This is a genomic window from Anaerobacillus sp. ABA4_114 (assembly GCF_056159065.1).
Genome location: NZ_JBSWUM010000001.1, coordinates 3,763,226 through 3,776,207, shown reverse-complemented (window position 1 = coordinate 3,776,207; position 12,982 = coordinate 3,763,226). Strand labels below are relative to the sequence as shown.

The window sequence follows — 12,982 nt, the reverse complement described above, 5'->3', positions numbered from 1 at the left end:
TTTTCAACAGGTTTTTGCATGATAGAAATGAACCTGTTAGCACAAAGATGCAAGAGGTAATGAAACAAAGGGTGATGTCATCTGGGCAGTATCAAGAGATATATGCGATTTGTTAGACCATACCGAAAGCAGATTGGAATTACGATCGGTATAGGGATATTGAAGTTTGGAATACCACTTTTGCTTCCGTTGATTCTGAAGTATGTGATCGATGATATCATCAATGCAGATGGTATGACGAGTGGTGAGAAATATGAACAGTTGCTGTGGTTAATGGGAGGGGCGTTCTTTCTATTTGTAATTGTAAGACCACCAGTAGAATACTTCAGGCAGTATTTTGCACAATGGATCGGAAGTAAAATCCTCTATGATATTCGAGATAAGCTTTTCTCTCATATTCAGCAGCTCAGTTTAAAGTTCTACTCGAACAATAAAGCTGGAGAGATTATTTCGAGAGTGATTCATGACGTTGAGCAAACGAAAACGTTCGTGATTACCGGGCTTATGAATGTATGGCTAGATATGATCACAATCGTGATCATTATTGTAATCTTGTCATTCATGAACGTATGGTTAACGGTTGCAGCAATTATTCTTTTACCATTGTATGGTTTTGCAGTTAAATACTTTTATAAACGATTACGCGATTTAACGAAGAACCGGTCTCAGGCTCTTGCTGAAGTTCAGGGTCATCTTCATGAACGCGTACAGGGAATGCCGGTTATAAGAAGTTTTGCTCTCGAAGATTATGAGCAAAAACAGTTTGATAAGAGAAATACAAATTTCCTTTCTCGTGCAATCGATCATACGAAATGGAACGCTAAAACGTTTGCAACCGTTAATACGATCACAGATGTGGCGCCACTCATTGTTATTGCATTTTCAGCATACCTCGTTATTTCTGGGGACCTAAAAATTGGTGAGATGGTAGCATTTGTAACCTATATGGATCGGTTGTATAACCCTCTTAGGCGTTTGGTTAACTCTTCTACAACACTCACTCAGTCAATCGCTTCAATGGACCGAGTCTTTGAGTTTGTGGATGAAAAGTACGATATCGTAGACCGTGAAGATGCTCGAGAGTTGAAAAATGTTCGAGGCGATGTGAATTTTAGTGATGTCTACTTCAAATATAACGATGAAGATCTTCCGGTTTTAAAAGGGATCGATCTTCATGTCCGAGCTGGTGAAACCATCGCCCTTGTCGGCATGAGCGGTGGAGGGAAGTCTTCTCTTGTCAGTTTGATTCCGCGTTTCTACGATGTGACGGGCGGTAAAATCGAAATCGATGGCACTGATATTCGTGACTATCATGCAAGAAGTGTTAGAAATAATATCGGTATGGTTCTACAGGATAATATACTCTTCAGTGAATCAGTCCGTATGAACATAAAGATGGGGAATCCAGATGCAACGGAAGAAGAAGTTATTGCTGCTGCTAAAGCAGCGAATGCTCATGAATTTATTAAAGATCTTCCTAAAGGCTATGACACACCTGTTGGTGAACGAGGGGTTAAGCTTTCTGGTGGACAGAAGCAACGGGTTGCTATTGCAAGAGTATTCTTGAAGAACCCAGCTATTCTGATTTTAGATGAAGCAACTTCTGCACTCGACTTAGAAAGTGAACACCTTATACAAGAAGCGTTAGGAGATCTTGCGAAAGATCGGACAACCTTCATCGTGGCGCACCGTTTAGCTACGATCACGCATGCTGATCGCATCGTCGTTATTGAAAATGGAAATATTTCAGAAATTGGAAACCATAGTGAGTTGATGAAATTGAAAGGTTCCTATCACCAGCTGTTTCAAGTTCAAAACTTGTAATATTAACAACAATAGCACCCAAATCGGGTGCTTTTTTGTGTTTATTTGCACATGTTTGCGTAAAAGCGTCAAAAGATGACAGAAAATTTTTTATCTCTCATTGCCAAGTTTTCGATTTAATGTAATAATTATAAACAGATTTTAGTTTAATTAAAAAATTCAGAATTGGTTGAAAGGGGTGAGAGAGTGGAACAACCAGTGTTAAAAGTCAGCGGGTTAGAAACTCACTTTTTTACCGATGATGGTGAAATTCCTGCAGTAGATTCAGTTGACTTTCATGTCAACAAAGGTGAAGTGTTAGGAATAGTAGGAGAGTCTGGATCTGGAAAGAGTGTTACGTCCCTATCCATCATGCAGCTTATTTCAGCACCTGGAAAAGTCGTAGGTGGTGAAATTTCGTATAAGGGCGAGAATCTCCTATCAAAATCTGAAAAAGAAATGAGAAAGATTCGAGGGAATGAAATCGGCATGATTTTCCAAGAACCGATGACGTCTCTTAATCCGGTTTTCAAGATCGGGAATCAGCTCGTAGAAGGAATTCGAATACATAAGAAGTGGAACAAAAAGGATTCTTGGGCTCACGCGATTAAGTTTTTGAAGCTGGTAGGTCTGCCAAGAGCTGAAGAACTGATGAACGAGTATCCTCATCAGTTATCAGGCGGTATGAGGCAGCGGGTGATGATTGCGATGGCGATGGCTTGTGAACCTGATGTTCTTATTGCTGATGAACCGACAACAGCACTCGATGTAACGATTCAAGCACAAATACTTGAACTGATGAAAAAACTTAACGATGATACGGATACTTCCATCATCATGATTACGCACGACCTTGGGGTTGTTGCAGAGATGTGCGATCGAATCGTAGTAATGTACTCAGGCAAAATCGTTGAACAGGGTACAACGAAAGAGATTTTTGAATCTCCAAAACATCCGTATACAATCGGCCTGATCGAATCGGTCCCTGACGTTCGAACTCGAAAAGAGAGGCTATATTCGATTCCAGGTAACGTACCAAAGCCAGGCTCAATTAAAACAGGGTGTCATTTTGCCCCTCGTTGTAAGTTTGCTTTTGACAAATGTACAGAGGTTACACCTGAGTTAATCGATGCTGGTAATGGTCAGATGGCAAGATGCTGGCTTCATGAAGACAAAGAGAAAGCAACCTTGTTAGAGAGGGTAGAAAGCTAAGGGGGGCACCTAATTTGCAAGAAGCATTGCTCGAAGTAAAACAGCTTAAGAAGCATTTCCCGATAGAAGGCGGCGTGCTCAAACAGCAGGTTGGTACTGTAAAAGCCGTAGACGGTGTATCGTTCAAGCTACATAAGGGAGAAACGTTTGGCCTTGTTGGTGAAAGTGGTTGCGGGAAATCAACAACTGGAAGAATGCTTATGAGGCTTCTAGAACCGAGTGAAGGAGAAGTCATCTTTAATGGCGAGAACATTCTTTCTCTAAACAAGAGCAAGATGAGAAACCTTCGTAAAGATATTCAGATGGTCTTTCAAGACCCGTTTGCTTCACTTAACCCGCGACACACCGTTGAGAAAATCATTGAAGAACCGCTTATCGTTCACGGACTTGGGAATAAGGCTGAACGTAAAAAGCGTGTGAAGGAATTGTTAGATATCGTAGGGCTGAGTCCCTATCATGCGAGAAGGTATCCTCACCAATTTAGTGGGGGGCAGAGGCAGCGGATTGGAATTGCGCGTGCACTCGCGGTTAATCCAAAGCTAATTATTGCGGATGAGCCAGTATCTGCACTCGATGTATCCATTCAAGCTCAGGTGTTAAATCTCCTCGAAGATTTACAAAAAGAGCTTGGTCTAACATATTTATTTATCGCACATGACCTTGGGGTAGTACGTCACATCAGTGACAGGGTTGGCGTGATGTACTTAGGTCGAGTAGTCGAAATGGCTGATAGTGAAAAGCTTTATCTAGAACCAAAACATCCGTATACTCAGGCTCTTCTTTCAGCGGTGCCAGTACCTGACCCTGAATATGGAAAGGATCGCGTTATTTTAAGTGGCGATGTGCCAAGTCCAGCGAAACCACCTTCGGGATGTCCATTCCATACACGATGTCCAAAAGCAATGGATGTGTGTAGCACGGTCGTTCCGGAATTCAGGGAAATCGAACAGGGGCATTACACTGCGTGCCATCTTTATGAAGAAGACCAGGTATAAATAAATTCATAATCTAGGGGGAAAACGATGAAGAAAAAGTACATTTTATCATTAGTTTTTGTGATGTTGCTTTCCATTGGATTAGCCGGCTGTGGCGGATCTAATGAAACCAACGGCAACGGTGGGGGAGACTCCGACGGTGGCGAATCTGCTGATGGAGGAACGCTAATCTTCGGACGTGGCGGTGACTCTGTTGCACTAGACCCAGCAGCTGTAACAGATGGTGAGTCTTTCAAAGTAACAAAGAATATCTTTGATACGTTGCTTACTTATGGTGAACAAGATACAGAGGTAAATCCAGGTCTAGCTGAAGACTGGGAAGTTTCTGAAGATGGTAAAACATATACACTGATGCTTCGTGAAGGCGTAAAGTTCCACGATGGTACTGACTTCAACGCTGATGCTGTTGTGTTTAACTTCGACCGCTGGATGAATGGTAGTGAAGAATCTTTTTATTACTATAAATCGATGTTTGGTGGATTTAAAGGTGATGAAGGTCACGTAATCGAAAGCGTAACTGCAACAGATGAGAAAACAGTTGAAATTAAATTGAAAAGACCTCAAGCTCCATTCTTGAAGAACCTAGCGATGTCTCCATTCGCAATTGCAAGTCCTGATGCTGTTGAAAAGCATGGAGATAAGTTTGGTGAAAACCCTGTAGGTACTGGTCCTTTCGTATTTGATCAGTGGAGCCGTAATGACAAGATCGTTGTAACGAAAAACGAAGATTACTGGATGGATGGCTATCCAAAACTTGAGCGCGTTATTTTCAGAGCTATTCCAGATAACTCTGCTAGATTGAATGCGTTGATGGCTGGAGAAATCGATTTGATGGATGGATTAAATCCTTCTGACGTACAACAAGTTGAAGATGATGAAAACCTTCAAACGTTCTTCCGTCCTTCTATGAACGTTGGGTACCTAGGATTAACATCTAACCGTGAACCTCTAAATAACAAGAAAGTACGTCAAGCTTTGAATCATGCAGTGGATAAGCAAGCGATCATCGATGCATTCTATGCTGGACAAGCAGAGCCTGCTAAAAACCCAATGCCACCTGTAATCAGTGGGTATAACGATGATATCGAACCATATGAGTATGACCTTGATAAAGCGAAAGCGCTTCTAAAAGAAGCTGGTTACGAAGATGGATTCGATATGGAGTTATGGGCAATGCCTGTACCTCGTCCATACATGCCAGATGGTCAAAAAGTAGCTGAAGTTATTCAAAGCAGTTTTGCTGAGATCGGCGTTAATGCTGAAATCAAATCTTATGAGTGGGCAACTTACCTAGAAAAAGCTCGTAATGGTGAAGCTGACAGCTTCCTACTTGGTTGGACTGGTGATAATGGTGATGCTGATAACTTCCTTTACGTTCTACTAGACAAAGACAATATTGGAAGCAACAACTACACGTACTACTCTAACGATGAGCTTCATGACCTCTTGATCGAAGCGCAGTCTACTCCTGACGAAGCGAAGCGTGAAGAGCTTTATAAGAAAGCTCAAGAAATCATTCATGAAGATGCACCGTGGATCCCTCTTGTGCACTCTAAACCAGCACTTGGTGGTTCTGAGAGAGTAAAAGGATTCTCTCCACATCCGACAGGATCTGATACGTTGACGAAAGTTACTGTTGAACAATAAATGAAAAACAGGGGGGAGTGTAGCACTCCCCCTTACTATTCGGTTAAAGACGGAGATGCAATCATGAATCGTACATAAGGAAGAAGAGGTGAGTATATGCTTGCATATACAATTAGACGGCTGTTAATGCTTATACCTGTTCTATTTGGAATGACGTTGATCGTGTTTTTTATGATAAGAGCTATTCCTGGAGACCCTGCGCAAGTCATACTTGGTCAACAGGCTACAGAGGAAGCGATCGAAAGTCTCACCAAACGATTAGGGCTCGATCAGCCATGGTACATACAATATGTTGACTACATTAAAGGTTTGTTTACTGGAGACCTTGGAACATCATTACGCACAAGTTCAGAAATTAGCGGTGAAATTTGGCCGTACCTTGCAGCTACGCTTGAGCTATCTCTTGTAGCGATGGTCATTGCAATTTTCATTGGAGTAAATGCTGGAATCATCAGTGCATGGTTTCAAAACTCCTGGTTTGACTACACGGCGATGGTACTTGCTCTAGTGGGTGTTTCGATGCCAGTTTTCTGGCTTGGACTAATGGAACAGTGGGCATTTTCTCTTGAATTAGGCTGGCTTCCGTCCACTGGTCGAGAAAATGTAAGAAATCCGGTCGATGCGATCACCCATCTCTACCTTGTCGATACCCTTATCCAAGGTCGTATGGATCAATTCGGAGAAGTAGTGAAACATTTGATCTTACCAGGGATCGCACTCGGAACGATTCCGATGGCAATCATCGCACGAATGACAAGGTCGAGTATGCTTGAAGTCATGCGCTCTGATTTTGTTCGTACTGCACGTGCTAAAGGAACAAGAATGTTCTGGGTAGTATACAAACACTCTTTGAAAAACGCATTTATTCCTGTTTTAACGGTAATCGGTCTACAGATGGGGCTTCTACTAGGGGGCGCTATCCTAACAGAAACGATCTTCGGTTGGCCGGGAATCGGAAGGTATATTTACGATGCGATCAACTTTAGAGATTATCCTGTAATTCAATCAGGTATCCTTGTTGTCGCTGTTATTTTCGTATTCATCAACTTAATTGTCGATCTGCTCTATGCTGCAATTGATCCTCGAATCAAATACAACTAAGGGGGCTTCAAGATGGCTGAAATTGCTCCGCAGAAGCAAACAAATGTACCAAAACAACCAGACGAAGAAGTAATCTCACCATGGCGCGAAGCCTGGAAAGGGTTCAGGAGAAATAAGCTGGCAATGGTCGGCATGGGTATTGTTCTCTTCTTCATTCTTCTTGCCATTTTTGCCGGAGTGATTGCTCCGGAAGGTATCAATGAACAAAAATTATCCGAGCGTCTACAATCGCCTTCAGCGAGTCACTGGTTCGGAACCGATGACTTCGGAAGAGATATCTTATCACGTATAATATACGGAGCAAGGATCTCATTATGGGTAGGGTTCTTTGCTGTACTAGGTTCAGCTGCAATTGGAAGTTTACTAGGAATGATCGCTGGCTATTATGGCCGCTGGGTCGATACGATCATTTCCCGTATTTTCGATATTATGCTTGCATTCCCTAGTATTCTACTAGCAATCGCTGTAGTAGCAGTACTTGGACCATCACTTCGAAATGCTTTGATCGCGATCGCAATCATCAACATCCCGAACTTTGGGCGGTTGGTACGGTCAAGGGTATTGAGTGTAAAGCAAGAAGAGTATGTGATGGCTGCACGAGCTGTAGGGATGAGGGATACACGGATCATCTTCTCTCATGTACTTCCGAACTCGTTAGCCCCTATCATCGTTCAAGGAACACTCGCGATTGCAACAGCGATCCTCGAAGCGGCGGCGCTGAGTTTCTTGGGTCTTGGGGCACAAGCACCTCAGCCAGAGTGGGGTAAAATGCTTGCAGACTCTAGACAATATATCATCCAAGCACCTTGGACCGTTTTCTTCCCTGGTCTCGCAATCATGTTGACCGTTCTAGGATTCAACTTATTAGGAGATGGGTTAAGGGATGCACTCGATCCGAAAATGAAGAAATAAAAAAATCAGCCGTTTGGCTGATTTTTTTATTTTGCGTGTAACTCTTGTATGTCGACTTCGTTATCTTCTTGGTGGTAGGAGTGGAAGCTGTCTACGAGTAGATCTAAATGTTCAAGATGATCATGATAATCGATAATCATACCGATCAATGGGAAGATCGTCATCCATAGGTCACGATTACACTCTCCGCCTTCATATAAATCTACGTACCTTTCCGTCAACGAAGACTCTCCATTATCTACTATATTTAACATCTCTTCAGGTGATTGGTGTCGTACTTTACCAATGTATTTCAGATGTATACGTTCATGGTAGTTTGTTAATTCGTCTAAGTGCGTCTGAATGAGTTTTCTTACCTCGTCAGGCATAATCAATATTTTCACATCAAGCTGATCTAACATTTTCAAGATCGCAAAAGATTTTTCAGTAGTGGCGATCATCTGTCGAAAGAGAACCAACTTGCGTGCTTTTACATAATCTCTTTTCTTAAAGTATGTTCGTTCTTCCTTATATAGGAGGAAGTACTGATCACTTTTCACAGTATCTTCTTTAAGCTGGTTTAAATTTTCCTTCAATACCTTATGCTCCGCATCATTTCTAGTTGCGAGGCGAATCCATTGCGAAATGTATTCTGTGTTCCGTACGATTTTATGAAACAACTTCGTTTCGTATTTTGGAGGGAGAAAAATCAAGTTTACGAAAAATGAACTGATCACCCCGACCATGATAACAAGGAAACGGTTGGTTGCGAACGAAATAAATTCTTCTTGAGGTGCGTTCATAATCAAAATAAGCGTCACGATTGCAAGAGGAATCGTGCTTTCGATCTTAAGTTTAATGTTGATCGCAATGAGTAAGATCGCACCCAGTCCGATGACGATAGGCTGATTTCCAAATACAAGTACAAGCACTACTGCTAGAATAGCTCCAATGATATTTGATTGGATTTGTTCAATTACTGATTGATAAGATCGATAAATAGACGGCTGGATCGCAAAAAGAGCTGCAACTCCTGCAAAAGAGGGTGGGTCTAGTTCTAGCCAAGTAGCAATATAAAGAGCGATCGTAATCGCTAGCCCTGTTTTAAAAATCCGGGCACCAAACTTCATTTTTGATAGATCCTTTCATGTAAAGCTTTTAGTATAGTGATTATCCTGTCTTACCACTTTTAAACATTACAGAATGTACTAGTTATACAATGGAATGACGAAGATAGCAAGCCCTATTTTTACTAAAAGAAAGACAGAATAGCGTTTATTCTGTCTTTCTAATCTATTCTAAACGTTGCTCATCTGTTGGAAGACTCGTCCCACAGCATCAAGAGTGTCATCGATATCTTTGGTCGTATGTTCTGTTGTGAGGAACCACGCTTCATATTTGGAAGGTGCTAAGTTAATCCCTTCTTTTAGCATAAGTTTGAAGAACGTTGAAAATTTCTCTCCATCCGTATTTTCTGCTTGCTCATAGTTTACGACTTCCTCTTCCGTAAAGTAGACAGTTAAGGCGCCTTTCAATCGGTTGATTGTAATCTGGATGTTGTTTTCTTTTGCGAGCTTGTGAATACCTTCTTCAAGTCTAGCACCGATCTCATCGAGGTGCTCATAAACACCATCTTGTTGTAAAACTTCTAAACAAGCGATTCCGGCTGAAATAGAAGCTGGATTTCCTGCCATCGTACCTGCCTGATACGCTGGTCCAAGTGGCGCGACGCTTTCCATGATCTCTCTCTTACCACCGTATGCACCGATCGGCAAACCACCACCGATGATTTTACCTAATGCTGTCATATCTGGTTCAACGCCGACGAGGTTTTGAGCTCCGCCGTACATAAAACGGAATGCGGTGATGACTTCATCGTAGATAACGAGTGCTCCGTAATCATGAGTAATCTCATTCACTTGTTCAAGGAAACCTTCTTTCGGTTCTACGATGCCGAAGTTACCCACGATTGGTTCGACAAGCACGCCAGCGACCTCATCGCCCCACTTATTCATCGCTTCTTTATATGCCTCAATATCATTGAAAGGAACTGTAATGACTTCTTTCGCAATACTCGCCGGCACACCAGCAGAGTCCGGGCTACCAAGTGTTGCTGGACCAGAACCAGCTGCCACGAGAACAAGATCAGAATGTCCGTGGTAACAGCCAGCAAATTTAACGATTTTATTTCGGCCTGTATACGCACGAGCAACACGAATCGTTGTCATGACTGCCTCTGTACCCGAGTTCACGAAGCGCACACGTTCTAAAGATGGAATTGCACCTTGAAGCATCTTTCCAAAACGGTTCTCAAGTACGGTAGGCGTACCGTACAAAACGCCGTTTTCTGCCGCGTGCGTAATCGCTTGAGTGATATGTGGATGTGCATGTCCTGTGATGATAGGACCGTAAGCAGCTAGATAATCTATGTACTTATTTCCGTCTACGTCCCAGAAATAAGGACCGCGAGCTTTCTCCATAAATATCGGGGTGCCGCCTCCAACACCTTTATAAGAGCGGGAAGGACTATTGACTCCGCCTAGCATAATGTCTAGTGATTCTTTATGATGTTGTTCTGATTTTGAAATGTTCATAATTGCCTCCTTCTAAAACTAATTCCTGTTTCATTGTAGCATGATATATATAGGAAGAAACAAGCTCATTGATTGTACATTTATAAAGCCTCTTGTAAACTAAATTGGTATGTGTAAAAAGGAGGAAGGCAAATGGAAAAAGTCATCGATGTGCAGTCACTGCGCAAAGACTTTAAATCACACTCGAGCCGCTCTGGACTTAAAGGAGCTTTTCGAGATTTGTTTACAAGGAACTACAAAGTGATTTCAGCTGTTAAAGATATTTCGTTCACCGTTAATGAAGGTGAAATGGTTGGATATATTGGAGAGAACGGAGCAGGAAAATCAACGAGTATCAAAATGTTGACTGGCATTTTGACTCCGACGTCAGGTACAGTTCGCGTCAATGGAATGGATCCCCACAAAGAAAGAGAGAAATTCGTTCGTTCGATCGGTGTTGTGTTTGGTCAGCGATCTCAACTGTGGTGGGATATTGCTGTTCAGGAGTCCTTTCGCTTACTTAAAAAAGTATATAACGTTCCAGATGATGTGTATTACGAACACATGAACCATGTGATCGAATCACTCGACATTGGCCCTTTATTAGATAAACCGGTTAGAAAGCTCTCGCTTGGTCAGCGCATGAGGTGTGAACTTGCAGCAGCGCTACTTCACAATCCTAAACTATTGTTTCTAGATGAGCCTACAATTGGACTTGATGTATTAGTAAAACTTAAGATTCGTAATTTCTTAAAAGAAATTAATGAAAAGTACAAAACGACTATTTTGCTTACAACGCATGATTTAACTGATATAGAAGCACTATGCGATCGAGTGGTCATGCTCGATGAGGGACAAATCATCTATGACGGTAAACTTGCGAAACTTCGTTCAAACTGGGGAGAAGGAAAACAGATCGAGTTTCAGTTTGGTGAGGATGTTAACAAAGAAAAGCTTCTTCCGTTATTGAATGAGCTTGAAGCAGAATGGACGATAGGTGATCGCCCAAATGTCTTTGTTGCAAACGTTGTGAATGAAGAGCACGTTATTTCTGAAGTGATCGGTAGGGTCGTTGCGGCTCATCGTATTACGGATATAAAGATTCATGAAATTTCAACAGAAGAAATTATACGTAATATCTATGAAGAGGGAATGCTCAATGGGTAAGTATATCGAGATGATTCGAATTCGTTTCCTCATGATGCTTGCTTATCGTACCAATTATTATAGTGGTATCTTGATCTATAGTATTAACATTGGGGCCTACTATTTTTTGTGGAGTGCGATCTATGGGAACAAAGGAGAGATCGAAGGCCTCTCCGTTATACAGATGACGACTTATATCGCAGTGGCCTGGATGGCTCGGGCATTTTACTTTAATAATATCGACCGTGAAATCGCTCAAGAAATTAAAGAAGGAAAAGTAGCTGTAGAGTTTATTCGACCGTATCATTATTTAATGATGAAGACGATGCAAGGATTAGGAGAGGGCATCTTCCGTTTGAGTTTCTTTTCGATACCGGGCATGTTCATCGTTAGCTTAATCTTTCCTATCGAGTTTTCAGCAGCAGCCTCAACGTGGCTTTTCTTTACGCTAGCAATTATTCTTAGTTTTATCGTCAATACTCAGATCAATTTGTTAACCGGCGTCCTTACATTCTTTTTCTTTAACAACGACGGTCTTATCCGAGCGAAACGCGTTGTGATCGATCTATTCTCTGGACTACTGCTGCCGATCAGTTTTTATCCCGGGTGGGCGCAACAGGTAATGGACTTTTTACCATTTCAAGCGATCAGCTATATTCCAAGTATGATCTTTACGGAAGGTTTCCAAGGTGCTGCCGTTTATGAAGCACTTCTTTTTCAAGTGGTATGGGCAGCGATTTTAATTATTCCGATTCAAGCTCTCTGGATCATCGCAAAAAAACAACTGATCGTGCAGGGAGGGTAATATATGAAGCACGCAACTATTTTCTTTCTATATGTTTCACAATATATGAAAACGAGGTTAACGTATCGCGTTGATATGGCGATGGAAATTATGTCTGATCTATTGTTTCAAGCTGTAAACTTAATTTTCATTCTAGTGGTATTCGGGCACACAAATATGTTGAGCGGTTGGTCGAGGGATGAGATTATCTTTATCTATGGCTTTTTCCTCGTTCCATTCGCCATCTTCGGTGCTTTCTTTAACATTTGGGACTTTAATGAAAGGTATATCGTTAAAGGAGAAATGGATCGAATCCTTACTCGTCCGGTTCACAGTTTGTTCCAAATCATCCTTGAACGAATGGAATTAGAATCATTGTTTGGAATGATCACAGGGATAGCGGTTATGGTTTACGCAGGAAGCAGGTTGGATTTAACTCTATCTTGGTATGATCCGTTTGTTTTTCTTATGATGGTGATCGGAGGGGCGTTTGTTTATGCAGGAATCTTCGTTCTTCTTGCTAGTATTAGCTTCTGGTCTGATAGCAGAACTAGCATCATGCCGATGATGTACAATATCGGAAACTATGGAAGATATCCAGTCGATATCTACAATAAAGTTATTCGCTTTATCCTTACTTGGATTCTTCCGTTTGCATTCGTTGGTGTCTATCCTTCCGCTTATTTTCTAGGCCGTGAAGAATGGTACGGCTATGCATTCCTTACACCAGTAATCGGCTTTGCTTTCTTCGGTTTCGCCATATTCATGTGGAACATCGGTGTAACTAAATACCGGGGTGCAGGTAATTGATCGACCAGAGGGACTCCCTC

Annotated in this window: 11 protein-coding genes; 9 read left to right on the top strand and 2 right to left on the bottom strand. The window is 41.8% G+C overall.

Translation table 11 applies throughout. The annotated features are described in order from the left end of the window. The first annotated feature begins 81 nt into the window (after positions 1-81). From ACXAEY_RS19530 to nikC, 6 genes are all read left to right on the top strand, one after another. Entirely contained in the window at positions 82-1,824 is a 1,743-nt protein-coding gene (locus ACXAEY_RS19530; protein WP_474814895.1) for an ABC transporter ATP-binding protein, read from the top strand. 186 nt (positions 1,825-2,010) lie between these two features. Next, the gene (locus tag ACXAEY_RS19525) at positions 2,011-3,015 is read left to right on the top strand and encodes an ABC transporter ATP-binding protein (RefSeq protein WP_270182627.1); all 1,005 of its coding nucleotides are present in this window, start codon (positions 2,011-2,013) and stop codon (positions 3,013-3,015) included. A 14-nt stretch (positions 3,016-3,029) separates the two neighbouring features. Continuing rightward, a complete protein-coding gene (locus ACXAEY_RS19520; protein WP_270182626.1) occupies positions 3,030-4,010 on the top strand; it encodes an ABC transporter ATP-binding protein in 981 nt (326 codons plus the stop codon). Between the two features lie 27 nt (positions 4,011-4,037). Further along, positions 4,038-5,657, top strand: a complete 1,620-nt coding sequence (locus ACXAEY_RS19515; RefSeq protein ID WP_474814317.1) for an ABC transporter substrate-binding protein — start codon at positions 4,038-4,040, stop codon at positions 5,655-5,657. 96 nt (positions 5,658-5,753) lie between these two features. Next, positions 5,754-6,758: an ABC transporter permease gene (locus tag ACXAEY_RS19510; RefSeq protein ID WP_270182624.1), complete on the top strand. Its 1,005-nt coding sequence runs from the start codon at positions 5,754-5,756 to the stop codon at positions 6,756-6,758. Positions 6,759-6,770: 12 nt separating this feature from the next. Continuing rightward, positions 6,771-7,670 carry a nickel transporter permease gene (nikC, locus tag ACXAEY_RS19505; protein WP_270182623.1) on the top strand — a complete coding sequence of 300 codons (900 nt, stop codon included), beginning with the start codon at positions 6,771-6,773 and terminating at the stop codon, positions 7,668-7,670. A gap of 26 nt (positions 7,671-7,696) precedes the next feature. Here nikC and ACXAEY_RS19500 read toward each other — a convergent pair whose 3' ends face one another. Then, the gene (locus ACXAEY_RS19500) at positions 7,697-8,779 is read right to left on the bottom strand and encodes an FUSC family protein (protein WP_270182622.1); all 1,083 of its coding nucleotides are present in this window, start codon (positions 8,777-8,779) and stop codon (positions 7,697-7,699) included. A 168-nt stretch (positions 8,780-8,947) separates the two neighbouring features. After that, complete coding sequence (locus ACXAEY_RS19495) at positions 8,948-10,243, bottom strand: glutamate-1-semialdehyde 2,1-aminomutase (RefSeq protein WP_474814314.1); 1,296 nt, start codon at positions 10,241-10,243, stop codon at positions 8,948-8,950. A 132-nt stretch (positions 10,244-10,375) separates the two neighbouring features. On the opposite strand from ACXAEY_RS19495, the gene ACXAEY_RS19490 reads away from it, so the two are divergent. From ACXAEY_RS19490 to ACXAEY_RS19480, 3 genes are read left to right on the top strand one after another with little or no spacing between them, the layout of a single operon-like run. Then, complete coding sequence (locus ACXAEY_RS19490; RefSeq protein ID WP_474814312.1) at positions 10,376-11,389, top strand: ABC transporter ATP-binding protein; 1,014 nt, start codon at positions 10,376-10,378, stop codon at positions 11,387-11,389. After that, positions 11,382-12,173, top strand: coding sequence for an ABC transporter permease (locus ACXAEY_RS19485; protein ID WP_270182619.1), 792 nt, complete (start codon positions 11,382-11,384; stop codon positions 12,171-12,173). The genes ACXAEY_RS19490 and ACXAEY_RS19485 overlap by 8 nt, the downstream gene beginning before the upstream one ends. Positions 12,174-12,176: 3 nt before the next feature. Next, complete coding sequence (locus ACXAEY_RS19480; RefSeq protein ID WP_270182618.1) at positions 12,177-12,962, top strand: ABC transporter permease; 786 nt, start codon at positions 12,177-12,179, stop codon at positions 12,960-12,962. Positions 12,963-12,982: the final 20 nt, after the last annotated feature.